Raw genomic sequence first — 26,123 nt, forward strand, 5'->3', positions numbered from 1 at the left:
CGACCGCGCCGCCGCTGAATGTGCCGCAGGATCTGTCGTCGGCGCCGAACGACCAGAAGTACGTCGCGCCGCCGCCCACGATTACGCTTGGCGGCTCCGCTCAGCGCACTGTCATGCCGGCCGGCAACGCCACGCTCGGCGTGCCGGATGCGCAGGACCCGTTCGGTATGCACGTGGAGCGCGACGGCGACCGCCGCTGGCTCGTGGTGGACGGCCGCTCGCCTGACGACGTCTGGCCGCAGCTGCAGGAATTCTGGACGGAAAATGGCTTCACGCTGACGACCGATTCGCCGTCCACGGGCATCATGACGACCGACTGGGCCGAGAACCGCGCCAACATTCCGGACGACTGGTTCCGCCGTACGATCGGCCGCGTGATCGACTTCGCGTACTCGTCGGGCACGCGCGACCGCTTCCGCGTGCTGGTGTCGCGTGGCCCGGACGGTCAAACCGATATTTCCGTCACGCATAACGCCATGGAAGAAGTGTTGACGGGGCAGGACAAGACGGGGTCGAAGTGGGTCGAGCGTCCACGCGACCCGGCGCTCGAAGCCGCATTTCTCGCCAAGATCATGCAGAAGTTCGGCCTGACCGACGCGCAGTCCAAGCAGTTGCTGACCGACGCGCGCCCGTCGACGGCTGGCGTCAAGGTCGCCGCTGGTGCTGACGGTACGACGCTCGACCTGCCCGAAGCGTTCGACACCGCGTGGCTGCGCGTGGGCCTCGCGCTCGACCGCACGAACTTCACGGTCGACAACCGCGACCGCGAGAAGGGCCTCTACTACGTGCGCTACGCCGATTCGATGCAGGAACTCAAGGGCGACGGCCTGCTCGGCAAGCTCTTCTACAATCCGAAGAAGGCCGCGAAGGATCAGGGTCCGGAATACCGCGTGGCCGTACGGTCGTCCGGCAATTCGACCCAGGTCGCTGTGGTGGACCAGACCGGCCGCATCGACACCTCGTCGGACGCCCAGCGTATCGTCTCCGCGCTCCACGCGCAGCTGAACTGACGTGCGCTGATATGCGATTTGCGAGCCTTGGCAGCGGCAGCGAGGGCAACGCACTGGTCGTAGAAGCAGGCAGCGGCACGACGCCCACGCGCGTGCTGCTCGACTGCGGATTCTCAGCGAAGGAAGTCGAGCGGCGCCTCGTCCGTGCGGGGTTGGCCGCCGACGCGCTCACCGCGATTCTCATCACCCACGAACACAGCGATCACGTCGGCAGCGCGCTCACGCTGGCGCGCCGCTGGTCGATTCCGCTCTACATGAGCTGGGGTACGGCGCAGGCCGTGGGGGCCGACGACGCCGCAGGCGTCGAGCTCAACGTGTTGTGGGGCGACGAGACGGTCGAGATCGGCGAACTCGGCGTATTGCCCTACACGGTGCCGCACGACGCGCGCGAGCCGCTGCAGTTCGTGTTCAGCGACGGCGCGAGCCGGCTTGGCGTGCTGACCGACGTCGGCGAGTCGACCTCGCATATCAGCAACGTGCTGAGCGGTTGTGACGCACTGGTGCTCGAATGCAACCACGACCTCGAGATGCTCGCGGCGAGCCGCTATCCGGCTTCGCTCAAGGCGCGTATCGGCGGGTCGCATGGCCATCTGAACAACGAGGCGGCCGGCGGTATTCTCGCGGGGCTCGATCGCGCGAAGCTGCGGCATTTGATCGCTGCGCATCTGAGCCAGCAGAACAACACGCCGGAGCTTGCGCGCGCGGCGATGGCCGCGGTTCTGGGAAATGCCGCGACGCAAATCGGGGTCGCTTCGCAAGCCGAGGGTTTCGACTGGATTGCGCTCTGAGTCCCGCGCCCGCGACGCAGCCAAACGAATAGACGAAAAAAAAGCCCATGACGACAGTCATGGGCTTTTTGCTTGCAGAGGCGGGAATCCGTCGATCCGGCCCCGCCAAGCTTTGATTAGACTTTAGTTACGGTTGCCGCCGAAAATGCCGAGGATGGCCAGCAGGTTCGTGAACACGTTATACAGGTCCAGATAGATCGCGAGCGTGGCGGAGATGTAGTTCGTCTCGCCGCCGTTCACGACGCGCTGCACGTCGAACAGCATGTAGGCCGAGAAGATCGCGATGGCGAGCACCGAAACCGTGAGCATCAGCGCGGGCAGCTGCAGGAACATGTTCGCGACGCCGGCCAGCAGGATCACGATCACGCCCATGAAGAGCCACTTGCCGAGGCCCGAGAAGTCGCGCTTGCTGACCGTGGCGATGGTGGCCATGGCGGTGAAAATGATGCCGGTGCCGCCGAACGCGAGCATGATGAGCTGCGGGCCGTTCGAAAAGCCGAGGACGAACGACAGCAGGCGCGAGAGCATCAGGCCCATGAAGAACGTGAAGCCGAGCAGCACGAACACGCCGATCGAACTGTTCTTGGTGCGCTCGATGGCGAACATGAAACCGAAGGCGATCGCGAAGAACGCGAGCAGGCTCATGGCCGGGCTGGTAGCGGCAAAAAGCGAGAAGCCGGTCGCGACGCCCACCCACGCGCCGAGCACCGTCGGCACCATCGACAGCGCGAGCAGCCAGTAGGTGTTGCGCAGTACGCGGTTGCGGGTCTCCGCCGAGGTGACGCTGCCGCCGCGGCCGAAGTTATAGGGATACTCGTTCATGCTTTCTCCTTGCGTGAGACGCGTGGGTGAGGGCGCGCAGGTGCGCGGTCCGCTCCCCCATAAGATAAGTGCGCTGACCCAGAGTTTCAACGGGTTGCCACACAGTTTCCGTTATGTTTGCACAGCGTATGCCGCCAAACTTAAGCCTCTCTGAATGGTACGGCAGCGCAGTGTGTGTGCCCGGCTTGCGCTCATTTGCCCCGGTTTGCCGGGCTATGAGGGTTCAATCGCAATCATACATGGGAACATGCTACAATTGCGGATTCATTTGAATCTGTAACCTCTTAATTTTCTGGAGTTTTTATGGCGATCGAACGCACCCTGTCGATTATCAAGCCGGACGCAGTGGCGAAGAACGTGATCGGCCAGATCTACAGCCGTTTCGAAAACGCTGGCCTGAAGATCATTGCCTCCCGCATGGTTCACCTCTCGCGCGCCGACGCTGAGAAGTTCTATGCTGTTCACGCAGCGCGCCCGTTCTTCAAGGACCTCGTCGATTTCATGATCTCGGGTCCGGTCGTGATCCAGGTTCTGGAAGGCGAGAACGCTATCCTGAAGCACCGCGATCTGATGGGCGCAACCGATCCGAAGAAGGCTGAGAAGGGCACGATCCGCGCCGACTTCGCCGACAGCATCGACGCGAACGCCGTGCACGGCTCGGACGCCGCTGAAACGGCAGCCGTGGAAGTCGCGTTCTTCTTCCCGCAAGTCAACGTCTACTCGCGCTAAGCACGGCGCGAGCTGACTGCAGTAGTAGCATAGGGTCGCGAACGGCGATGACGCTCACCGTCCAGTTCCCGATGCCGCGCAGGTGCGCAGGCAGCCGGGCAGCGCGGGCGGTGAGCGCGCTCTCGCACTGAAATGGCAGGATTCGACATGACGAGCAGTTCCACCGTCAACCTTCTCGATCTCGACGCCCAAGGGCTCGTCGCCTATTGCGAGAGCCTGGGCGAGAAGCCGTTTCGCGCCAAACAGCTTCAGCGCTGGATCCATCAGTACAACGCCGCCGACTTCGACGGCATGACGGATCTCGCCAAATCGTTGCGCGAGAAGCTCAAAGGGCGCGCCACGATCGGCATGCCCGGCATCATCAGCGACAACGTTTCTTCCGACGGCACGCGCAAGTGGCTCGTGGACGTCGGCAACGGCAACGCGGTCGAAACCGTGTTCATCCCCGAAGACAACCGCGGCACGCTGTGCGTGTCCTCGCAGGCGGGATGCGCGGTCAATTGCCGGTTTTGCTCCACCGGCAAGCAAGGTTTTTCACGCAATCTCACCACCGCCGAGATCATCGGCCAGCTGCGCATGGCGGAGTTCGCCCTGCGCGCCTCCCTTCTGGGCGAGGCTGGAGGCCGTGCGACCGGCGGTGACGGCAAGGGCGAGCGCGTCATCACGAACGTCGTGATGATGGGGATGGGCGAGCCGCTTCTGAACTACGACGCGGTCGTGCCCGCCATGCGCCTGATGCTCGACGACAACGCCTACGGCCTGTCGCGCCGGCGCGTCACGCTGTCCACGTCGGGCGTCGTGCCGATGATGGATCGTCTCGGGGCCGAACTGCCCGTGGCGCTCGCCGTTTCCTTGCATGCACCGAACGACGCGCTGCGTGACGAACTCGTGCCGCTCAACCGCAAGTACCCGCTGCGCGAGTTGATGGCGGCCTGCCAGCGTTATCTGGAGGTCGCGCCGCGCGACTTCATCACGTTCGAGTACTGCATGCTCGACGGCGTCAACGACACGGAAGAGCACGCACGCCAGTTGCTCGCCGTGACGCGTGACGTGCCGTGCAAGTTCAATCTGATCCCGTTCAATCCGTTCCCCGAGTCGGGCTTGCTGCGCTCGAAATCGGACCAGATCAAGCGCTTCGCGCAGATCCTGATGGATGCGGGCGTCGTCACGACCGTGCGCAAGACGCGCGGCGACGACATCGACGCGGCCTGCGGGCAGCTCGCCGGCGAGGTCAAGGACCGCACGCGCCTTGCTGAGCGCACGGGCCGGGCCGCGGGCAAGGTCATCGAAGTACGGCCGGTTCAGCACTGAACCGGCATCAGGAGGGCCGACGGCGGCGTGCGGGGGAAACGCGCGGCCGTGGGCGGTAGTAAAAGAAACGTTGCAGAAGCGATCGGAAGCGGCACACTGGCCGCGCATTTTGTTATAAACGGTCTGCGAATCCGGTAGAGGCGTGGCGGGACGCGCCCAACCGGTTCCAGTATTGAAAAGAATCGACGCAAGGACTTTGGGATGAGCGAGCCGCAGCACCCTTTCGGGACAGACGGAACTGACAGCAACGCAGGTCGTTCGGCGCCGGGCGCCACACCTTCGCCGGTGCAGGCAGTGCCCGACACGCTGGCCGCGGCCGGCGCGCGTCTTGCGCAGCTGCGCGAGGCCAAGGGTTGGGCGATCGAAGATGTCTCGGCGCGCCTGAAGGTGTCGGTGTCGAAGCTGCGCGAACTCGAAGCGGGCGATATCAGCCATCTGCCGGACACGACGTTCGCGCTCGGCGTGGTGCGTGCCTACGCGAAGCTGCTCGGTACCGATTCCGCGCCGTTTACGCAGGCGCTGCGCCGCGAGCGCGGCATGGCGCAGCCGGATCTGTCGATGCCGGCTTCGGCGGGCTCCGATCTGCCGCGCGGCCGCGTTTCGCTTTCGCTCGGCGGCAGTGGCGCGCGGGCTCCGCGCCGCCGCGCGTCGTGGCTGTGGGGGGTGGCGATCATCGTGATCGCGGTGCTCGCGATTTCCATGTGGCACACGAACAGTGGCGAATCGTCGGCCTGGTTTGCGCGCCTGAAGGCGATGGCGAACGGCGCGAGCGTGCAGACGGGCGCATCGTCGCCCACAGTGACGCAGGGCGTTGCAACCGGCAGCGCAGATGCCTCGGCCACGCAGGGCACGGATCAGTCCGCGGCGCCGCAGGCCGGTGACGCAAACGACGCGGGCGACAACGCGAACGCGGCGCCCGATCAAGGCGCTGCGAGTGCACCGCAAACGGTGCCGCAAGCTGTGCAACCGGCGCCTCAAGCAACGCAGCCGGCGCCCCAGGCGGCGAAGCCCGCCGCTGCAAGCGCCACGCCGGCTGCGGCCGTTGCCAACGCGGCCAGCGCTGCGCGCGCCCAGGCGGCGAGCGCGCCGGCCGCAGCGGCAGCGCAGACCGCGGCTGCCGACAACGGCGCTGACACCTCGACGTTCGCGATCCGCGTGACGCAGGACACCTGGGTTAGCGTGCGCCAGAAGGATGGCAAGGAGGTGTTCTCGGGGCTGATCCACGGCAGCGACGCGCGTGAGATCACCGGCACCGAGCCGCTCAAGGTGACCGTGGGCAACAAGGCCGGCATCGAGTCGATGACCATCGACGGCCAGCCGGTCGACACGTCGAAGTACGCGTCGGCGCGTGGCAATGTCGCGCGCTTCGTGCTGCCCTGATCAAGACATGGCATGCGTCGCGGCCTGGCAAGTCTGATTGCCGGCCGCGACGCTTTTTCAATTCACGCAGTGCCGCCGCCGGCTAGCCCGGCGAGAGTGCGCGTGAGGCGTAAATGGGTTTTTCGATGCAAAGCGAAACGCAATCCTCGACCAGCAACAGTCAGATCTGCTCGAACGAGCCGGTTCTCGGCGGCCACGCGCCGCGCCGCAAGTCGCATGCCGTGCATGTGCGCTGGGGCGGCCAACTGGTGACGATCGGCGGCGACGCGCCGGTGCGCGTGCAGTCGATGACCAACACCGACACCGCGGATCCCATCGGCACCGCGATCCAGATCAAGGAACTCGCGCAGGCGGGTTCGGAGCTCGTACGTATCACGGTCAACACGCCGGAAGCGGCGGCAGCCGTACCGCATATCCGCGAGCAGCTCGACCGCATGGGCGTGATGGTGCCGCTCGTCGGCGACTTCCACTACAACGGCCACCTGCTGCTGCGCGACTATCCCGCCTGCGCAGAGTCGCTGTCGAAGTACCGCATCAACCCGGGCAACGTGGGCCAGGGCGCGAAGCGCGACACGCAGTACGCGCAGATGATCGAAGCGGCCATCAAGTACGACAAACCGGTGCGTATCGGCGTGAACTGGGGCAGCCTCGACCAGGACCTGCTCGCGCGCATGATGGACGAGAACGGCGCCCGCAAGGAGCCGTGGGAAGCGCAAAGCGTGATGTACGAAGCGCTCATTCAGTCGGCCATCGGCTCGGCGGAACGCGCGGTCGAACTCGGCCTCGGTCGCGACAAGATCATCCTGTCGTGCAAGGTGAGCGGCGTGCAGGACCTGATCGCGGTCTACCAGGAACTCGCGAAGCGTTGCGATTTCGCGCTGCACCTGGGCCTGACGGAAGCGGGCATGGGCTCGAAGGGCATCGTCGCTTCGACGGCGGCGCTTTCCGTGCTGCTCCAGCAGGGCATCGGCGACACGATCCGCATCTCGCTCACGCCGGAACCGGGCGGTGCGCGCACGGGCGAGGTCGTGGTCGGCCAGGAAATCCTGCAGACCATGGGCCTGCGCTCGTTCACTCCGATGGTCATCGCGTGCCCCGGCTGCGGCCGCACGACCAGCACGCTGTTCCAGGAGCTGGCTTCGCAGATCCAGGGCTATCTGCGCGTGCAGATGCCGCTGTGGCGCGACGAGTATCCGGGCGTCGAGACGATGAACGTCGCCGTGATGGGCTGCATCGTGAACGGCCCGGGCGAGTCGAAGCACGCGAACATCGGCATCAGCCTGCCGGGCTCGGGCGAAAACCCCGCGGCGCCAGTCTTCATCGACGGCGAGAAGGTGAAGACGCTGCGCGGCGAACACATCGCCGAAGAATTCCAGCAGATCGTGAGCGACTACGTCGCGCGCAAGTACGGCAAGGCCGAAGCGACGAACTGAGCAAGCCGGTCGATCCGCTCGTAGTTCGCATGTAGATCGCTTGTCGCTCGATACGCACAACCGCATAAAGCCAATTCGCAACGCAATGACTGAACAAAAACGCAAGCCCGAGAAGCTCTCGGGCGTGAAGGGCATGAACGACATCCTGCCGCAGGAGGCAGGGCTGTGGGAATTCTTCGAAACCACGGTGAAGTCGATGCTTCGTTCGTACGGCTATCAAAATATCCGCACGCCGATCGTCGAGCATACGCAGCTGTTCACGCGCGGCATCGGCGAAGTGACCGACATCGTCGAGAAGGAGATGTACAGCTTCACCGACGCGCTCAACGGCGAGAACCTCACGCTGCGCCCGGAAGGCACGGCGGCAGCCGTGCGCGCGTCGATCGAGCACAACATGCTCTACGACGGTCCGAAGCGCCTGTGGTACATCGGCCCGATGTTCCGTCACGAGCGTCCGCAGCGCGGCCGCTATCGTCAGTTCCATCAGGTGGGCGTCGAGGCGCTCGGTTTCGCGGGCCCCGACGCGGACGCTGAAATCATCCTGATGTGCCAGCGCCTATGGGACGACCTCGGCCTCACCGGCATCAAGCTCGAGATCAACTCGCTCGGCGTGGCCGAAGAGCGTGCGGCGCATCGCGTCGAGCTCATCAAGTATCTCGAGCAGCACGTCGATCTGCTCGACGAAGACGGCAAGCGCCGCCTCTACACGAACCCGCTGCGCGTGCTCGACACGAAGAATCCCGCGCTGCAGGAGATCGCCGACAAGGCGCCGAAGCTGATCGACTTCCTCGGCGAAGAATCGCGTGCGCACTTCGAAGGGCTGCAGCGCATTCTCAAGTCGAACAACATACCGTTCAAGATCAACCCGCGTCTCGTGCGCGGTCTCGATTACTACAATCTGACCGTGTTCGAGTGGGTGACCGACAAGCTCGGCGCGCAGGGCACCGTCGCGGCGGGCGGCCGTTACGATCCGCTGATCGAGCAGCTGGGCGGCAAGCCGACGGCCGCGTGCGGCTGGGCCATGGGCATCGAGCGCATTCTCGAACTGCTCAAGGAAGAAGACCTCGTGCCGGAAGACGATGGTTGCGACGTCTACGTTGTCCACCAGGGCGAAGCCGCGCGCGAGCAGGCGTTCATCGTGGCGGAGCGTCTGCGCGATACGGGTCTCGACGTGATCTTGCATTGCAGCGCCGACGGTCAGAGCGCGAGCTTCAAGTCGCAGATGAAGCGCGCGGATGCGAGCGGCGCGGCCTTTGCCGTGGTGCTTGGCGAGGACGAAGTGGCGAGAGGCGAGGCCGGTGTGAAGGCGCTGCGCGGCACGGCGGCGGAGGCCCGCAGCGAGCAACAAACGGTAGCGCTTGAGGACTTGACCGAATATCTGATCAATGCGATGGTTGCATCCGCCGAAGACGGCGACGACTAACAGGGCCGCCCAATGGGCCGCCCCGGTGGGGCTGCCCGGGTCGCTGCGCATTCGAAAACAGGCTTCAGAATAAACGAGGAATCGCTACGCGATGAGTTACCACGACGAACAGGAATCGATCGAGAGCTTCAAGGCATGGTGGGGGCAGTGGGGTAACGCCACTACGTGGGTCGTGCTGATCGTTCTGCTCGCGCTCGCAGCGTGGAACGGCTGGAACTTCTGGCAGCGCCGCCAGGCGGCCGAAGCCGCCGTGCTGTACGACCAGGTGCAGCAGGCCGCGAACAGCAGCGACAAGGCCATGCTCACGCGCGTGGCGTCCGACATGGAAGATCGCTTCGGCGGCACGGCGTACGCGCAAATGACGGCGCTCGGCGTGGCCAAGGCACTCTATATGGCGGGCGACACGGCCGGCGCGAAGGCGCAGCTGCAATGGGCCGCCGACCACGCGAAGGACGACGAATTCCGCCAGATCGCAAAGCTGCGTCTCGCTTCGCTCCTGCTCGACGAAAAGGCCTACGATCAGGGCCTCGCGCTGATTCCGCAACCCGATTCGGGTCCGTTCAAGGGCATCGTGGCCGACGGTCGCGGCGATCTGCTGGCCGCGGCCGGCAAGCGTGACGACGCGCGCGCGGCCTATAAGCTGGCCCTCGACAGCCTGCCGAAGAGCGACGCTTCCGAGCGTCAGCTGATCCAGTTCAAGCTGGATGCGCTCGGCGGCTGAATCGCTGGCTAAATTGCGAAGCGTACCGGACGTGCGCGCCGCGTTGCGAAACCATTCAAACCAACTTCATTCATGCGTCGTTCACCGATGAATCTGCTGAAACGAACCGTTGTGCCCGTCGCTCTCGCGATGACCGTCCTGGCTCTCGCAGCCTGCTCATCGACGAAAGACGTGCGCCGCGTGCCGGTGCCGCTGACCGAATTCAAGCCGGCGCTGGACGTCCAGCAGGTGTGGAAATCGAGTGTCGGCAAGGCGGGTCGCTATCTGTTCGCGCCGGTCGCTGTGGGCGACGCTGTGTACGCGGCGGGCGAGAACGGCTCGGTCGCGAAGATCGACGCCGCATCGGGCAAGGACGTCTGGCGCACCAAGCTCAAGGACGACCTCTCGGCGGGCGTGGGCAGCGACGGCAATCTCACGGCAGTCGGCGGCCTGAAGGGCGACGTCTACGTGCTCGACTCGAATGGCAAGCTCTCGTGGCAGGCCAAGGCGCCGGGCGAGATCATCTCGCCGCCGCTCGTCGGCAACGGCCTCGTGATCGTGCGCACGATCGACGGCCAGATCGTCGCCTTCAACGGCCAGACGGGCGAGCAGAAGTGGATCTACCGCAACCGCGCCGTGCCGCTGAACCTGCGCGTTTCGGCCGGCATGACGTTCGCGGGCGACCAGGCCGTGCTGGCCGGGTTCCCGGGCGGCTCGTTCGCGGCGATCAACCTGCAAAGCGGCGACGCCTTCTGGGAAACGCCGGTCTCGTACCCGAAGGGCGTGACGGAGGTGGAGCGCATCAACGATGTGAGCGGTCCGCCCACGCTGGTCGGTGCCACGACCTGCGCGGTCACGTTCCAGGGCCAGCTTGGCTGTTTCGACGCCAATTCCGGTCGTCCGATGTGGCAAAAGGCGTTCTCGAGCACGAGCGGCATTGCGCAGGATGAAACCACGGTGGTGGGCGGCGACGACTGGTCGGTCGTGAAGGCCTTCAGCGTGTCGACGGGCGAGCCGACCTGGACGAACGAGAAGCTCAAGAGCCGCGACGTGAGCGTGCCCGCCGTGCTGGGCCACGCGGTCGTGCTGGGCGATTTTCAGGGCTACGTGCATTTCCTCTCGCTCGACGACGGCAGCTTCGTCTCGCGCGTGAAGACCGACGGCAGCCCGATCACGGCCGCGCCGGTGCTCGCTGGCAACACGCTCGTCGTGCAGACGAAGGACGGCGACCTGTACGGTCTGCGTCCGCATTAAACATCGGGCGCCTCACGAGCGGCGCTCAGATGGTTACAGATGCATGAGGCGCCGGAGCCCGCAGGTTCCGATGCCTTGCCCGCTGGCCGGCTGAAGCCGGCCATGCGCATTTTCGGACGGCGGCGTGCACGACCCCGCCGTTCACCGTTACCGCCACCCGGCGGTCGCGCGGCGTCCAGCCCCGGTCGCGCCGCGTTTTCGGCTCGGGTCCACGGCCCGGCCCGTGAATTTCGTGATAATTTGCAACTGATGCAGCCCCGCAGGCGCGGGGTTTGCCGCGCAGCGCGCCGGACTCGCCGGCGCTGCGCCTTACTGTAGAAAAGATCAGATGAAACCCGTAATCGCCCTCGTCGGGCGCCCCAATGTGGGGAAATCCACGCTGTTCAACCGGCTCACGCGTTCGCGCGATGCGCTGGTGGCCGACCTGCCCGGCCTCACGCGCGACCGTCACTACGGTGAAGGGCGCACGGGCGATCGCCCGTATCTCGTGGTCGACACCGGCGGCTTCGAGCCGGTCGCCAAGGACGGCATCCTGCACGAGATGGCGCGCCAGACGCGCCAGGCCGTGGAAGAAGCCGATATCGTCGTGTTCATCTGCGACGGCCGCAATGGTCTCGCGCCGCAGGACAAGCACATCGCCGACTACCTGCGCAAGACCGGCCGGCCGATCTTCCTCGTCGTCAACAAGGCCGAAGGCATGAAGTACAGCGCCGTGGCCGCCGACTTCTACGAACTCGGTCTCGGCGACCCGCGCGCGATTTCCGCGGCGCACGGCGACGGCGTGACGGAAATGATCAACGAGGCGCTCGAAAAGGCGTACGCCGACCAGCCCGAGGAAAGCGAAGAGGACGCCGCGAAGCACGGCGTCAAGATTGCGATCGTCGGCCGCCCGAACGTGGGCAAGTCGACGCTCGTCAACACGCTGATCGGCGAAGACCGCGTGATCGCATTCGACATGCCGGGCACGACGCGCGATTCGATCTACGTGGATTTCGAGCGCAACGGCAAGAAGTACACGCTGATCGACACGGCGGGTCTGCGCCGCCGCGGCAAGGTGTTCGAAGCGATCGAGAAGTTCTCGGTGGTGAAGACGCTGCAGTCGATCGCCGACGCCAACGTCGTGATTCTGCTGCTCGATGCGCAGCAGGAAATCTCGGACCAGGACGCGCATATCGCGGGCTTCGTGGTGGAGCAGGGCCGCGCGCTCGTGGTGGGCGTGAACAAGTGGGACGGCATGGACGATCACGCGCGCGAGCGCACCAAGCACCACCTGCAGCGCAAGCTGAAGTTCCTCGACTTCGCGGAAATGCGCTTCATCTCGGCGACTGAAAAGTTCGGCATCGGCCCGCTGATGCGCTCGGTCGACGACGCCTACGCGGCCGCCATGGCGAAACTGCCCACGCCGAAGCTCACGCGCGCGCTCATCGAAGCCGTTGAGTTCCAGCAGCCGCGTCGCCGCGGCCCCGTGCGTCCGAAGCTGCGCTACGCGCACCAGGGGGGACAGAACCCGCCGATCATCGTCATTCACGGCAACGCGCTCGACGCCGTGACGGAAACCTACAAGCGCTATCTGGAGAACCGTTTCCGGGAAACTTTCTCGCTCACCGGCACTCCATTGCGCATAGAGTTTCGCTCCTCGACGAATCCCTATACTGAGAAAAACTAGGCTGTTGCTGAATAGCGTTCGCTACCCCGCAAAGGCCTCCTGGCCGAACCGCCAGGAACCGCGCGGGGGAACGAGAATCGGCTATAGTGTAGCGATTGGCGGTGGATTTCTTTTTCTTCACCCCAATATAAGTTAAACCTGCAAAAAAATACGGAGTTTGCTATGAGCAACAAAGGGCAATTGTTACAAGACCCGTTTCTGAACGCGCTGCGCAAGGAGCACGTGCCTGTTTCGATCTATCTGGTCAACGGCATCAAGCTTCAAGGGAACATCGAATCGTTCGACCAGTACGTCGTGTTGCTCCGTAATACGGTTACGCAAATGGTTTACAAGCACGCCATCTCCACGGTGGTTCCGGCCCGTCCGGTGAACTTCCACCCGGACACGGAAGCGTCCTGACCCATGACGCGGCCGGCCCGGGGCGCCTCGCAGGCTGCTCTGGTCCGGCCGCTTTCATTTTGACATCCTCTAATTTGATCAACGCCGCACTCGTCGGCATCGACTTCGGCAAGACCGAGTTCGAAGCCAGTCTCGAAGAACTCAGCCTGCTCGCCAAAAGCGCGGGCGCCACTCCCGCTGTCACGCTCACCGGGCGACGCTCCAGCCCTGACGCCGCCATGTTCATCGGCAGCGGCAAGGCCGAGGAACTGCGTCTCGCCTGTGAGGCGAACGACATCGAAATCGTCATCTTCAATCACGCGCTGTCGCCCGCCCAGCAACGTAATCTGGAGCGCGCGCTCAATCGCCGCGTGGTCGACCGCACGAGCCTCATCCTCGACATCTTCGCCCAGCGCGCCCGCAGCCACGAAGGCAAGCTGCAGGTCGAGCTCGCGCAGCTGCAATACCTCGCCACGCGCCTCGTGCGCGCCTGGACTCACCTCGAGCGCCAGAAGGGCGGTATCGGCCTGCGCGGCCCGGGTGAAACGCAGCTCGAAACCGACCGCCGGCTCATCGGCGAGCGCATCAAGATGCTGCAGGGCAAGCTTGCGAAGCTGCGTCGCCAGCACGGCACACAGCGGCGTCAGCGCGAGCGCAACCGCACGATGTCGGTGTCGCTCGTGGGGTATACGAACGCGGGCAAGTCTACGCTCTTCAATGCGCTCACGAAGGCGCAGGCCTACGCCGCCGACCAGTTGTTCGCGACGCTCGACACGACCTCGCGGCGCGTCTGGCTCGGCGACGAAGTGGGGCAGATCGTGCTGTCCGATACGGTCGGGTTCATCCGCGAACTGCCTCACCAGCTCGTCGCCGCGTTTCGCGCGACGCTGCAGGAAACGGTGCAGGCCGACCTGCTGCTGCACGTGGTGGACGCGTCGAGCGCCGTGCGCCTCGATCAGATCGATCAGGTGAACGGCGTGCTGCACGATATCGGGGCGGACACGATCCGTCAGGTGCTGGTCTTCAACAAGATCGACGCCGTGCCGGAACTGGCGGCCCGCGGCGGAACGGTCGAGCGTGATGAATATGGTAATATTTCGCGCGTCTTTTTGAGCGCCCGCACAGGTGTCGGACTGGATGCGCTGCGCTCCGTCATCGCCGAAATCGCGACTGCCGAGCCGCTTGCCGATGCGCCGCAGTCCCTGGCCGCAGACTGGAGCGCGGTGCAGGAAGAACCTCGCTGGGAACCCGAACACGAGCGCTGAGGCGCGCCCGGCATTGTCTTGCACGCAAGCCCGGCCCAGCGGCTCCGACGGAATCCGCACGCAATTGACCCGCTGTCTACTCTGGTGAACGAACACAGGTGAACGATTACAACAAGCGGACTGGCTGGCAGCGCGCGCGCGCCATTTTCTCGTTGAACGACCCGCGTTGGGGTCGGGGCGACGACAATGGCCAGCGTTCTGACGACGGGCGCCGCCCGCCGGGCAATAACGGCAACAAGGGTGGCAACGGCGACAAGGGCGACGGTCCGCCGGACCTCGACGAAATGTGGCGCGACTTCAACCGCCGCATGTCCGCTTTCTTCGGCCGCAAGGGCAAGGGTCCGGGCGGCTTCGGACCGCGCCCGGACAATGGCCATGGCGCGCGCATCGGCGTGGGCATCGTGCTCGGCGTGCTGATCGCGATCTACGTGGGCAGCGGCGTGTTCGTCGTGCAGGAAGGCCAGGCCGGCGTCGTGCTGCAGTTCGGCCAGTATCGGCACACGGTTGGCCAGGGCGTGCACTGGCGCATGCCGTATCCGTTCCAGACTCACGAAATCGTCAACATCGGTCAGATCCGCACCGTCGAGATTGGCCGCAGCAACCTCGTGCGTCCGGCAAACGTGAAGGACGCCGCGGTCATCACGCATGACGGCGACATTCTCAACGTGCGCTTGACCGTGCAGTACCAGGTCAAGCAGCCAACCGACTATCTGTTCCGCAGCGTCGATCCCGACCTCACCGTGACGCAGGCCGCCCAGGCGGCGGTGCGCACCGTGGTGGGCGCGCGCAGCACGAACGACATGCTGTACGCGGACCGCGAGCCGATTCGCGCCCAGCTTGCCGATACGATCCAGCACTCGCTCGACGAGTACAAGACGGGCCTCGGCGTGACCGGCGTCGCGATCCAGAGCGTCTCGGCGCCCGATCAGGTGCAGGCCGCGCTCGACGACGAAGCCAAGGCGCGCCAGGACCGCGACCGCGCGAAGCGCGACGCGCAGGCCTATGCCGACCAGCTGCTGCCGCGCGCGCAGACCGAGGCGGCGCGTCTCGTCGACGAAGCCAAGGCGTACAGCGAACGCGTGGTCTCGCAGGCGCAGGGCGACGCGCAGCGCTTCATGCAGGTCTACGAACAATATGCGAAGGCGCCGGCTGTGATTCGCGAGCGCATGTATCTCGAGACGATGCAACACATCTATTCGAATGCGACGAAGGTGTTCGTCGACAGCAAGTCGGGCAACAACGTGATTTATCTGCCGCTCGACAAACTCGTCGATACGACGCGTCAGCGTGCCGCCGTCGCGGCGGGCGCGACGGGCGCGGCTGCGGCCTCGGGCGCCGGCGCTGCGCCGGCAGGCGCGGCTTCGGACGCCAATGCGGCTTCCGCGCCGGCAGCCGGCAGCGAGCCACAGCCAGGCGCGCAGCAGGGCGTACAGCCAGGGGCCCAGCAGCAAGGCTCGCAGCAGCAAGGCGCGGCTCCCGCAACCACGGCCAGCGACGCGGCAGCCGCCGCGAGCGACGCCTTCCGTTCGCGCGATGCGTTCCGCTCGCGCGGCCGCGAAAGCGACGTGCAATAAGGGGCGCGCCGATATGAACAAGATCATTGCGCTCGTCGTTGCCGTCGTGGTTGTCGTGCTGGTTGCGTCGTCGGCCGTCTTCATGGTCGATCCGCGCCACGTCGCCATCATTTCTTCGTCGGGCGGGGCCAACGCCACGCTGGCCGGTCCCGGGCTGCATGTGAAGCTGCCGCCGCCGTTCCAGACCGTCACGTTCATCGACACGCGCATTCAGGCGTTCGATGCGCCCGACGCCGACCGCTACACGACCTCGGACAAGACCGAGCTGCTCGTGAACCCGGTCGTGCGTTACCGCATCGCCGATCCGCTCAAGCTGTTCGCGGCCACCAAGGGCGATGCGCAGACGCTATCCGATCGTCTCGCTTCGCTGTCGCGCGACGCACTCGGCGCCGCGATTTCGAAGGTCACGCTCAGCGAGGCGCTCGCGCAGCAGGAAGCGATCGCCAACGGCGCGCGCGACGCGCTGAGGCAAACCGCGGCGCCGCTCGGCATCGACGTGATCGCCATCGAGTTCACGCGCGTCGATTACCCGCCGGAGCTGGCGCAGACAGTCTTCAAGCGCATGAGCGCCGCGCGCGAGCAGGCCGCTGCCGAGATTCGCGAGAAGGGCGCGGCCGAAGCGCAGCAGATCAAGGACGACGCGCAGCGCAAGCAGCAGGGCGTGCTGGCCGATGCCTACGCGCAGGCGCAAGCGATCAAGGGCGAAGGTGACGGCCGGGCCGCCGCGATTGCCGCCGAGGCGTTCGGGCGCGACCCGGACTTCTACCGGTTCTATCAGAGCATGCTCGCGTACCGCGAGAGCTTCCGGCCCGGCGATGTCATCGTGGTCGATTCGTCGAGCGACTTCTTCCGCTTCATGCGTGGTCCGAACGGCGGCGCGACTAGCGCAGACAACGCTCCCGCTTCCGCCACCCCGCGCAAACACTAGACAAAACGAGACACACGCGCCGCGCACTGCGCGGCGTATTTCTTCGCATGGACATAGCTGGCTCCCTCTTGCTCGCGATCGCGCTGATGCTGATTATCGAGGGCATGTTCCCGTTCGTCTTTCCGACGGCGTGGCGCGACACATTCCGTAAAATCGCGGAACGGCCGCCGCATCACATCAGGATCGGCGGGCTCATCGTGATGGGGCTCGGCCTCGTCCTGCTGATGCTGGCGACCTGACGGCCTCGTGCCGCAGTCGCCCTCAGAGGCGGTGTGCGATTGGCGTTTTTGACGGATTCCGAAATATCGGGCCGCGTGGCGTTTGGCCGCGCGCGGCCCTCATTGTGGTAGGACTCAACCGATGTCGACCTGGTTACTCCCCGAGAATATTGCGGACGTGCTGCCGTCCGAAGCGCGCAAGATCGAAGAGCTGCGCCGCCGCCTGCTGGACCGTTTTCGCGCCTATGGCTACGAAATGGTCATGCCGCCGTTGCTCGAGTATCTCGAGTCGCTGCTCGTGGGCAGCGGGCGCGACCTGAACCTGCGCACGTTCAAGCTCGTCGATCAGCTCTCGGGCCGCACGCTCGGCCTGCGCGCCGACATGACGCCGCAGGTCGCGCGTATCGACGCGCACCTTCTGAACCGCCAGGGTGTGACGCGCCTGTGCTACGCGGGCAACGTGCTGCACACGCTGCCGCGCGGTCTGCACGCCACGCGCGAACAGATCCAGACCGGCGCGGAAATCTATGGTCACGCGGGCCTCGAAGCGGACCTCGAAATCCAGCAGCTGATGCTCGATGCGCTGCGCCTCGCGGGCCTCGCGAAGGTGCGTCTCGACCTTTCGCACGCCGGCGTACTCGCGGCGATCTTCGAAGCGGATCCCGCTGCGGCGGCGCTCGGCGATGCTTTGTATGAAGCGCTCGCTGGCAAGGACGTGCCGCGTCTCGCGGAACTCACGCAATACCTCGAAGCCGCCACGCGCGAGGCCTTGCGCGCGCTGCCGTCGCTCTACGGCGACGCGAGCGTGATCGACGAGGCGCGCACGCGTCTGCCGGCGCTGCCGGGCATTGCTCGTGCGCTCGACGACCTCGCGTTCCTCGTGCGCGAGATCAAGGGTGCGGAGCTGATGATCGACCTCGCCGATCTCGGCGGCTACGCGTACCACAGCGGTGTGATGTTCTCGGCCTACGTCGACGGCGTGCCGAACGCCGTGGCCCGCGGCGGCCGTTACGACAAGGTGGGCGAGGTCTATGGCCGCGCTCGGGCCGCAACGGGCTTTTCGCTCGATTTGCGCGAAGTGGCGCGTATTTCGCCGGTCGAAGCGCGCAGCAGCGCGATCCTCGCGCCGTGGCGCCATGACGAGGCGCTGCGCAGCGCGGTCGCCGCACTGCGCGATGCGGGCGAGGTCGTGATCCAGGCGCTGCCGGGCCACGAGCACGACATGGACGAGTTCGCCTGCGACCGCGTGCTCGTCGAGCGCGACGGCGTCTGGGTCGTCGAAAAGCACGCCTGATAGCGCATCCGGGCGGCGATTCGCGCCGCCGCGCAAGCGCGCCAAAGCATGCTTAACATCGCGCATGCCGTTGAGTGCAAAAGGAAATTCCGCGAATTTCGGGAAAAAAAGGCGGCCTTGCCGCTGAACCCAGGTAGAATACGTTTTTAACCAGCTAACGAAACACCATGTCTGCCAGCGCAGTGAATGTAACCCCGGGGCGCAATGTCGTCGTCGTGGGCACCCAATGGGGCGATGAGGGCAAGGGCAAGATCGTCGACTGGCTGACGGACCACGCGCAAGGCGTGGTGCGTTTCCAGGGCGGTCACAACGCCGGCCATACGCTCATCATCGGCGGCAAGAAGACCATTCTCCGACTGATCCCGTCGGGCATCATGCGTGCCGGCACCGCCTGCTACATCGGCAACGGCGTGGTGCTCTCGCCCGAGGCCCTGTTCAAGGAAATCGGCGAGCTCGAAGATGCGGGCATCGACGTCCAGAAGCGTCTGTTCATCTCCGAAGCCACCACGCTGATCCTGCCGTACCACATCGCCATCGACCAGGCGCGCGAAGCCAGGCGCGGCGCCGCGAAGATCGGTACGACGGGTCGCGGCATCGGTCCGGCCTACGAAGACAAGGTGGCACGCCGCGGCCTGCGCGTGCAGGACCTGTTCGAGCCGGAAACTTTCGCCGAGCGCCTGCGCGAGAACCTCGACTACCACAACTTCGTGCTGACGCAGTACCTGGGTGCGCCGGCTGTTGATTATCAGCAAACGCTCGACACGATGCTCTCGTACGCCGATCGTCTGAAGCCGATGGTCACGGACGTGTCGCGTCGTTTGTATGACGTGAACCACGAAGGCGGCAACCTCCTGTTCGAAGGTGCGCAAGGCACGCTGCTCGACATCGACCACGGCACCTATCCGTTCGTCACGTCGAGCAACTGCGTCGCGGGCGCGGCATCGGCTGGCGCGGGCGTGGGTCCGCAAAAGCTCAACTACGTGCTCGGCATCACCAAGGCGTACTGCACGCGCGTCGGTTCGGGCCCGTTCCCGAGCGAACTGTACGACGCCGACAACGCCGATCGCCAGGAAGAAGTGGGCCTCACGCTCGCGAAGGTCGGCAAGGAATTTGGTTCGGTCACCGGCCGTCCGCGCCGCACCGGCTGGCTCGACGCCGCCGCGCTGCGCCGCTCGATCCAGATCAACGGCGTGACGGGGCTGTGCATCACGAAGCTCGACGTGCTCGACGGTCTCGACGAAGTGAAGCTCTGCGTCGGCTACAAGGTGGCTGGCCAGGACGTGGACATTCTCCCGCGCGGCGCCTCGCAAGTGGCCGCATGCGAGCCGGTCTACGAAACGTTCGAAGGCTGGAACGAAAGCACCATCGGCATCACGCAGTTCGACGCGCTGCCGAAGAGCGCGCAGGCGTATCTCACGCGCGTGCAGGAAGTCGCCGGTGTGCCGATCGACATGGTTTCGACCGGTCCGGATCGCGACGAAACGATCCTGCTGCGTCATCCGTTCAAGGTCTAAGTGGTAAGAAGGCAGAAGCAAAAATGATTCAAATGATGGACCCGCGCAACGACGAAAAGAACCTGTGGGTCGGCTGGGACGAGTATCACCGGCTGATCGAACTGCTCGCGCTCAAGGTGCACGAGTCGCGCTGGAAGTTCGACCAGATCCTGTGCCTCGCACGCGGCGGTCTGCGCGTGGGCGACCAGCTCTCGCGCATCTATGACCTGCCGCTGGCGATCCTCGCTACCAGCTCGTATCGCGAAGCCGCCGGCACGGAGCAGGGCGAGCTCGACATCGCGCAGTACATCACGATGACGCGCGGTCACCTGGAAGGCAACGTGCTGCTCGTCGACGATCTCGTCGACTCAGGCGTCACGCTCGCACGCGTGCAGGAGCATCTCAAGGAGCGCTACCCGGCCGTGACCGGCGTGCGCTCGGCGGTGCTCTGGTACAAGGGCTGCTCGAAGGTGACGCCGGACTATTTCGTCCAGCATCTGCCGACCAATCCGTGGATCCACCAGCCGTTCGAGGAGTGGGATACAGTACGCCCGCACAATCTCAGTGCGTGGATCAAGCGTGGTCTGCAGCGAGCGCAAGACGCGCAGAAGTAATGGAGGATTCGTGCCGCCGCCAGGGTTCCCATATCCGCGGCGGACAGATCCAGTGACGGAGCCTTCATGGCTCCGTTTTTTTTGTGCGTCGCCCACTGAATCGCCGGCGGCGGCGCAGGCGGGCAGACGGCATCTGGGGCCGGTGCTAAACTGCGCGGGGATCGGCGGATGTCGCAGTGCCGCGACGACCGCTCGGTTTCCGCCGCAGCCCGGTTTAGAATAGCGCTCGTTTTTTCCGCCTCGCAACGGATTACCGCGTATATGACAACTAGCACACACGTGGCCAAGCAGCCGCTACCTACTCTCGCCGTAGCGGCCATCGGCGTGGTGTTCGGCGACATCGGCACAAGCCCGCTGTATTCGCTGAAAGAGGCCTTCAGCCCATCGCACGGCATTCCGCTCAACGACACGTCCATTCTCGGCGTCATTTCGCTGCTGTTCTGGGCGATCGTGATCGTCGTGAGCGTCAAGTATGTCCTTCTTGTGATGCGCGCCGACAACAACGGCGAGGGTGGCGTGCTCGCGCTCATGGCGCTCGCCATGCGCTCGTTCAACCGCAAGAGCAGGTCGGCTGCGCTGCTCACCGCATTGGGAATCTTCGGCGCGTGCATGTTCTACGGCGATGCCGTCATCACGCCGGCCATCTCGGTCATGTCGGCGGTGGAAGGCCTCGAAATCGCCGCGCCCAAGCTCTCGCATCTGGTGCTGCCGATCACGATGGTGATCCTGATCCTGCTGTTCTGGATCCAGCGGCACGGCACCGCGCTGGTGGGCCGCCTGTTCGGGCCGATCATGGTGCTCTGGTTCATCACCATCGGCGTGCTCGGCGTCTCGCGCATCGTCCAGGCGCCCGGCGTCATCGCGGCGCTCAGCCCGTATTACGCGATCAGTTTCATGGGCGCGCACATGCTGCAGGCCTACGTGGTCCTCGGCTCGGTCGTGCTGGTACTGACCGGCGCGGAGGCGCTCTACGCCGACATGGGCCACTTCGGCGCGAAGCCGATTCGCTTTGCCTGGTACGCGCTCGTGATGCCCTCGCTCGTGCTCAACTACTTCGGGCAGGGCGCCCTGCTGATGCAGGACCATCGCGCGATCGAAAATCCGTTCTTCCTGCTCGCGCCGGATTGGGCGCTGCTGCCGCTCGTCGTGCTTTCCACGGTGGCGACCGTGATCGCTTCGCAGGCTGTGATCTCGGGCGCGTATTCGCTCACGAGCCAGGCCATTCTGCTTGGCTACGTGCCGCGCATGAAGGTGCTGCACACGTCGGACCTCGCCATCGGCCAGATCTACGTGCCGGTCGTGAACTGGATGCTGCTCTTCATCATTCTGTGCATCGTGGTCGCCTTCAAGAGTTCGGACAATCTGGCGGCCGCATACGGTATCGCCGTGACCGCGACGATGGTGATCACCACGGTGCTCGTCGCCGTCGTGATGACGAAGGTGTGGAAGTGGAACAAGGCGCTCGTCACCTGCATCATCGCGGTGCTGCTGGCCGTCGATCTGGGCTTCTTCGGCGCGAACCTGCTGAAGGTCGAGGAGGGCGGCTGGCTGCCGCTCGGCATCGGCGCGCTGCTGTTCTTCCTGCTGATGACCTGGTTCAAGGGCCGCATGATCGTGAAGGACCGCACGGCCGCCGACGGTATTCCGCTCATGCCCTTCCTGCAGGGGCTGCTCGCGCACCCGCCGCATCGCGTTTCGGGCACGGCGATCTATCTCACGGGCAGCGAGTCGCTCGTGCCGGTGAGCCTGCTGCACAACCTCAAGCACAACAAGGTGCTGCACGAACGCACGATCTTCCTCACATTCGTGATTCGCGACATTCCGTATGTGGCAGACGCGGAGCGCGTGACGGTGAAGGATATCGGCGGCGGGCTCTATCTCGTGAAGGCCGACTACGGCTTCAACGAAACGCCCGACGTGCAGGCGGTGCTCGACGAGATTTCGCGCACCCACAACATGACGTTCGAGATGATGGACACGTCGTTCTTCCTCGCGCGCGAGACGGTCGTACCGACGCAGTTGCCGGGCATGTCGATCTTCCGCGAACGCGTGTTCGCGTGGATGCATCAAAACGCCGCGAAGCCCACCGACTTCTTTAGCATTCCTGCGAACCGCGTAGTCGAACTCGGGACGAAAATCGAAATCTGATCGCGTCGTTTCGACCAGTAAACAAGGCACCCTGCGGGGTGCCTTTTTTGTTGCGCACGCAACGCGTGCCATTGCGGCCCACGCTGCGTCATGCGGACATCAGCGTTGCTTGAGCTTCGCGAACGCCGCCGCCATCGCGCCTGCCGGTTCCGCATCGCGCGAACGCTGACCGCCGCGGTTGTCACGATTGCCACCGCCGCGATTGTCGCGGTTGCCCGGCTGGCCCGCGCCGCCGCCGCTGCGCGACGCGCCGGCGCTCGCGGGGTCGTCGTCCAGACGCATCGTGAGCGCGATACGCTGACGCTTCACGTCGACGTCGAGCACCTTCACCTTCACGACCTGGCCTGCCTTGACGACTTCGTGCGGGTCCTTGATGAACTTCGTCGACATCGCCGAGACGTGCACGAGCCCGTCCTGATGCACGCCCACGTCGATGAATGCGCCGAACGCGGCCACATTCGTCACGACGCCTTCGAGCAGCATGCCCGGCACGAGGTCGGACACTTTCTCGACGCCGTCGCGGAACGTCGCTGTCTTGAACTCGGGGCGCGGATCGCGGCCCGGCTTTTCCAGCTCGCTCAGGATGTCGCGCACCGTCGGCAGACCGAAACGTTCATCCACGAACTCGGTGGGCGCAAGGCCCGAAAGCGCTTCGCGGCTGCCGAGCACGTCGCCGATCGTACGCTTGATCTTCGCGAGCATGCGTTCGACGACGGGGTACGCTTCCGGGTGCACCGACGAGCGATCGAGCGGATTGTCGCCGCCGTTGATGCGCAGGAAGCCGGCGGCCTGCTCGAAGGTCTTGTCGCCCAGACGCGGCACCTTCTTCAGATGCTCGCGCGAGGGGAACGGGCCGTTCGCATCGCGGAAGTCGACGATATTGCGCGCGAGCGTCGAGTTCAGGCCCGACACGCGTGCGAGCAGGGCGACGGAGGCCGTGTTCGCATCGACGCCCACGGCGTTCACGCAGTCCTCGACCACGGCATCGAGCGAGCGTGCGAGTTCGCGCTGGTTCACGTCGTGCTGGTACTGGCCCACACCAATCGCTTTCGGCTCGATTTTGACGAGTTCCGCGAGCGGGTCCTGCAGACGGCGCGCGATGGAAACGGCGCCGCGCAGCGACACGTCGAGCTCGGGGAATTCCTTCGCAGCCAGTTCGGATGCCGAATAAACCGACGCCCCGGCTTCGGAAACCACGATCTTCTGCAGCTTCAGTTCGGGATGCTTCGAGATCAGCTCGCTCGCGAGCTTGTCGGTTTCACGCGAGGCCGTGCCGTTGCCGATGCTGATGAGTTCCGCTTGCGTCTGCGCGGCGATGCGCGCGAGCTTCGCGAGCGAGCCGTCCCAGTCGCGGCGCGGCTCGTGCGGGTAGATCGTGTCGGTGGCGAGCAGCTTGCCCGTGCGGTCGACCACGGCCACCTTCACGCCCGTGCGCAGGCCCGGATCGAGGCCGATCACGGCCTTGGGACCGGCCGGCGCGGCAAGCAGCAGATCCTTGAGGTTGCGCGCGAAAACGCGGATCGCTTCGTTTTCCGCCTGCTCGCGCAGGTTGGTGAGCAGCTCGTTTTCGATGTGCGGCTGCACCTTCACGCGCCAGCACCAGCGGCAGACATCGGAGAGCCATTTGTCGGCCGGGCGATTCTGGTTCGCGATGCCGAAGTGGCGCGCGATCATCGCTTCGCCGGGATGCGGCACCTGCGCATCCAGCTCGCCGCCAAGGCCGAGCTTGACCATCAGCACGCCGGCGTTGCGGCCGCGGAACAGCGCCAGCGCACGGTGCGACGGCACGGTCTTGATGGTCTCGGAATAGTCGTAGTAGTCGCGGAACTTCTCGCCTTCCTCGTTTTCCTTGCCCTCGACCACGCTCGACATCACTACGCCCTGGTTGTGCAGCCAGTCGCGCAGCTTGCCCAGCAGCTCGGCCGTTTCGCCGAACTGTTCGGAGAGGATGTCGCGCGCGCCGTCGAGCGCGGCCTTGATGTCGGCGACACCTTTCTCGGCGTCCACGTACTGTGCGGCTTCCGTTTGCGGGTCGAGCAGCGGGTTCGCGAGCAGGGCGTCGGCGAGCGGCTGCAGGCCGGCTTCGCGCGCAATCTGCGCGCGCGTGCGGCGCTTGGGCTTGTAGGGCAGATAGAGGTCTTCGAGCACCTGCTTGCTGTCGGCCGCTTCGATGGCGCTGCGCAATTCGTCGGTGAGCTTGCCTTGTTCCTCGATGCTCGCGAGGATCGCCGCGCGGCGGTCTTCGAGTTCGCGCAGATAAAGCAGGCGCTCTTCGAGCGTACGCAGTTGCGTATCGTCGAGATTGCCCGTGACTTCCTTGCGGTAACGGGCGATGAACGGAACGGTCGAGCCTTCGTCGAGAAGCTGCACGGCGGCTGCGACCTGGCGCGGCTGCACGCTCAGTTCAGTGGCGATACGCTGGACGATCTTGAGTGCTACGGTTTCCGTCATAGGGTCTGGATATTCCTGCGAGGATCGGATTGCGGTCCGGGTTTGCGGTCCGGCGGCCGGTGCGGGCTCGAGCGCCCGGGGCGCCCAGTGTGCAAAACGGCACGTTGCCGGGTGCGCCCGCCGGCCGGTGGAGCGGGGCATTTTGCCATAAATGGCCGAGCGCTCAACCCGGGGGGTGATAGAATTTCCCCCATGTTCCGCTGCCCACAGAAGACGTTGACGACCTCCCGCTTCTCCCCTGATTCGCCCCTTGCCCGGTTTCGCACGCCCCACGGCGTCTCGCGGCGGTTCCCCGCTCTCGGGGCAATTTGTGCCGTCGCGTTGAGCCTCGGTGCGAGCGTTCCGGCCCTCGCGCAGGCGGTCGGGGTGACAGGGCCGCTGCAGCAGGAGGGTGCGGCAACTGCGCCGGTGCAGCCGGCGCCTTCGGGCAACGCGCCGCTCGCGGCGTCCGACGCGGCTGGGGCCGCCGGCGCGCCACAGTCGCAGCCGAGCGACTTCGACGCGCGGCAACAGGTGCTGGACCGTCGTAGCGCGGAGAACGACTATCAGTTTGCAGTCGCGCAGCACAACTGCTACAGCACGTTCTTCGTGAATCATTGCATCGGCAAGGCGCGCGACAAGATGCGTGTCGTGCAGGCCGACATCCGCCGCGAGCAACTGGCGCTCGACGACGAAAAACGTGCTGCGCATGCGCAGCAGCGCGACCAGCAGGCCGCCTTGCAACGCGCGCAGGACGAAGCGAATGCGCCGCAGCGCGCCGCCAACGAAGCGGCCAGCGCGCAGGCGTACGAACAGAAGCAGCAGCAACACGCGCTCGATCAGGCGCAGCGCCAGGCCGAAGCGCCGCAGCGTGCGGCGAACGAGCAGGCGTATCAGGAAAAGCAGCGGCAGCATGCGCTGGCCCAGGCACAACGCCAGGGCGAGCAATCGCAGCGCAACGCGAACCAGGCGGCGTACGACCAGAAGCAGGCGAACTACCAGAACCAGCTCGACGAAGCGCGCCGCCAGGGCGAACAAAAGGCTCAGGAACGCGCCGACAAGGCCCAGCGCTACCAGCAGAAGCAGGAAGACGCGGCGAAGCACAAGGCCGATGTCGCAGAGCGTCAGAAACAGGCGGCCGAGAAGGCGCAACAAAAGCAGCAACAAGAAGAACAGCAGAAGCAACAGGAAAAGCAGCTGCAGGAAGAACAGCAGGACCAGTAGCACGAGTAGCACGCTTTTTCAGCCGGACTGCAACCTCAGGC

General features: G+C 65.3%; 22 protein-coding genes. 20 read left to right on the forward strand and 2 right to left on the reverse strand.

The window, feature by feature from the left end; all coding sequences use genetic code 11:
* Together bamC and AB4Y44_RS37180 are read left to right on the forward strand one after the other, a co-directional pair.
* Window positions 1–1,010 (forward strand): outer membrane protein assembly factor BamC (gene bamC / locus AB4Y44_RS37175; protein ID WP_368702292.1); only part of this gene is annotated, 1,010 nt, incomplete at its 5' end.
* Window positions 1,011–1,021: 11 nt separating this feature from the next.
* Window positions 1,022–1,798: an MBL fold metallo-hydrolase gene (locus AB4Y44_RS37180; RefSeq protein ID WP_368702293.1), complete on the forward strand. Its 777-nt coding sequence runs from the start codon at window positions 1,022–1,024 to the stop codon at window positions 1,796–1,798.
* A gap of 123 nt (window positions 1,799–1,921) precedes the next feature.
* On the opposite strand, the gene AB4Y44_RS37185 is transcribed toward AB4Y44_RS37180, so the two are convergent.
* Window positions 1,922–2,620: a Bax inhibitor-1/YccA family protein gene (locus AB4Y44_RS37185; protein ID WP_342925027.1), complete on the reverse strand. Its 699-nt coding sequence runs from the start codon at window positions 2,618–2,620 to the stop codon at window positions 1,922–1,924.
* A 303-nt stretch (window positions 2,621–2,923) separates the two neighbouring features.
* Between AB4Y44_RS37185 and ndk the strand changes: the two genes are divergently transcribed.
* The 17 genes from ndk to AB4Y44_RS37270 all read left to right on the forward strand — a co-directional run bounded on the left by ndk (window position 2,924) and on the right by AB4Y44_RS37270 (window position 22,428).
* On the forward strand, window positions 2,924–3,349 hold the full coding sequence (ndk, locus tag AB4Y44_RS37190; RefSeq protein ID WP_133181406.1) for a nucleoside-diphosphate kinase: 426 nt from the start codon (window positions 2,924–2,926) through the stop codon (window positions 3,347–3,349).
* A 147-nt stretch (window positions 3,350–3,496) separates the two neighbouring features.
* A complete protein-coding gene (rlmN, locus tag AB4Y44_RS37195) occupies window positions 3,497–4,660 on the forward strand; it encodes a 23S rRNA (adenine(2503)-C(2))-methyltransferase RlmN (protein ID WP_342925028.1) in 1,164 nt (387 codons plus the stop codon).
* Window positions 4,661–4,861: 201 nt separating this feature from the next.
* Complete coding sequence (locus AB4Y44_RS37200) at window positions 4,862–6,040, forward strand: helix-turn-helix domain-containing protein (protein WP_368702294.1); 1,179 nt, start codon at window positions 4,862–4,864, stop codon at window positions 6,038–6,040.
* 113 nt (window positions 6,041–6,153) lie between these two features.
* Entirely contained in the window at window positions 6,154–7,473 is a 1,320-nt protein-coding gene (ispG, locus tag AB4Y44_RS37205; RefSeq protein WP_368702295.1) for a flavodoxin-dependent (E)-4-hydroxy-3-methylbut-2-enyl-diphosphate synthase, read from the forward strand.
* Between the two features lie 85 nt (window positions 7,474–7,558).
* Window positions 7,559–8,896, forward strand: a complete 1,338-nt coding sequence (gene hisS, locus AB4Y44_RS37210) for a histidine--tRNA ligase (RefSeq protein ID WP_342925030.1) — start codon at window positions 7,559–7,561, stop codon at window positions 8,894–8,896.
* Window positions 8,897–8,987: 91 nt separating this feature from the next.
* A complete protein-coding gene (locus tag AB4Y44_RS37215) occupies window positions 8,988–9,617 on the forward strand; it encodes a tetratricopeptide repeat protein (RefSeq protein WP_342925031.1) in 630 nt (209 codons plus the stop codon).
* Window positions 9,618–9,704: 87 nt separating this feature from the next.
* Window positions 9,705–10,850, forward strand: a complete 1,146-nt coding sequence (bamB, locus tag AB4Y44_RS37220; RefSeq protein ID WP_342925032.1) for an outer membrane protein assembly factor BamB — start codon at window positions 9,705–9,707, stop codon at window positions 10,848–10,850.
* Window positions 10,851–11,178: 328 nt separating this feature from the next.
* The gene (der, locus tag AB4Y44_RS37225; protein ID WP_324160615.1) at window positions 11,179–12,516 is read left to right on the forward strand and encodes a ribosome biogenesis GTPase Der; all 1,338 of its coding nucleotides are present in this window, start codon (window positions 11,179–11,181) and stop codon (window positions 12,514–12,516) included.
* A gap of 162 nt (window positions 12,517–12,678) precedes the next feature.
* Window positions 12,679–12,915 (forward strand): RNA chaperone Hfq, encoded by a 237-nt coding sequence (hfq, locus tag AB4Y44_RS37230; protein ID WP_027793540.1) that lies wholly within the window; start codon window positions 12,679–12,681, stop codon window positions 12,913–12,915.
* A gap of 59 nt (window positions 12,916–12,974) precedes the next feature.
* Window positions 12,975–14,159: a GTPase HflX gene (gene hflX / locus AB4Y44_RS37235; RefSeq protein ID WP_342925033.1), complete on the forward strand. Its 1,185-nt coding sequence runs from the start codon at window positions 12,975–12,977 to the stop codon at window positions 14,157–14,159.
* Window positions 14,160–14,257: 98 nt separating this feature from the next.
* Complete coding sequence (gene hflK, locus AB4Y44_RS37240; RefSeq protein ID WP_368702296.1) at window positions 14,258–15,733, forward strand: FtsH protease activity modulator HflK; 1,476 nt, start codon at window positions 14,258–14,260, stop codon at window positions 15,731–15,733.
* Between the two features lie 13 nt (window positions 15,734–15,746).
* The gene (locus AB4Y44_RS37245; RefSeq protein ID WP_342925035.1) at window positions 15,747–16,661 is read left to right on the forward strand and encodes a protease modulator HflC; all 915 of its coding nucleotides are present in this window, start codon (window positions 15,747–15,749) and stop codon (window positions 16,659–16,661) included.
* Window positions 16,662–16,708: 47 nt separating this feature from the next.
* Entirely contained in the window at window positions 16,709–16,900 is a 192-nt protein-coding gene (locus AB4Y44_RS37250; protein ID WP_028210024.1) for a DUF2065 domain-containing protein, read from the forward strand.
* Between the two features lie 121 nt (window positions 16,901–17,021).
* On the forward strand, window positions 17,022–18,173 hold the full coding sequence (locus AB4Y44_RS37255; RefSeq protein WP_342925036.1) for an ATP phosphoribosyltransferase regulatory subunit: 1,152 nt from the start codon (window positions 17,022–17,024) through the stop codon (window positions 18,171–18,173).
* Between the two features lie 167 nt (window positions 18,174–18,340).
* A complete protein-coding gene (locus AB4Y44_RS37260; protein ID WP_368617664.1) occupies window positions 18,341–19,687 on the forward strand; it encodes an adenylosuccinate synthase in 1,347 nt (448 codons plus the stop codon).
* Window positions 19,688–19,710: 23 nt separating this feature from the next.
* Window positions 19,711–20,280 carry a phosphoribosyltransferase gene (locus tag AB4Y44_RS37265; RefSeq protein WP_028204126.1) on the forward strand — a complete coding sequence of 190 codons (570 nt, stop codon included), beginning with the start codon at window positions 19,711–19,713 and terminating at the stop codon, window positions 20,278–20,280.
* A gap of 261 nt (window positions 20,281–20,541) precedes the next feature.
* Window positions 20,542–22,428 carry a potassium transporter Kup gene (locus tag AB4Y44_RS37270; protein ID WP_342925038.1) on the forward strand — a complete coding sequence of 629 codons (1,887 nt, stop codon included), beginning with the start codon at window positions 20,542–20,544 and terminating at the stop codon, window positions 22,426–22,428.
* Window positions 22,429–22,527: 99 nt separating this feature from the next.
* Here the strand turns inward: AB4Y44_RS37270 and AB4Y44_RS37275 are convergent, their stop codons facing one another.
* On the reverse strand, window positions 22,528–24,879 hold the full coding sequence (locus AB4Y44_RS37275) for a Tex family protein (RefSeq protein WP_368702297.1): 2,352 nt from the start codon (window positions 24,877–24,879) through the stop codon (window positions 22,528–22,530).
* A 366-nt stretch (window positions 24,880–25,245) separates the two neighbouring features.
* Here AB4Y44_RS37275 and AB4Y44_RS37280 point away from each other — a divergent pair, with 366 nt between their 5' ends.
* Window positions 25,246–26,082: a colicin transporter gene (locus AB4Y44_RS37280; RefSeq protein ID WP_368702298.1), complete on the forward strand. Its 837-nt coding sequence runs from the start codon at window positions 25,246–25,248 to the stop codon at window positions 26,080–26,082.
* Window positions 26,083–26,123 lie beyond the last annotated feature (41 nt).

It is taken from the genome of Paraburkholderia sp. BR10937, from assembly GCF_040965695.1.
GTDB lineage: Bacteria > Pseudomonadota > Gammaproteobacteria > Burkholderiales > Burkholderiaceae > Paraburkholderia.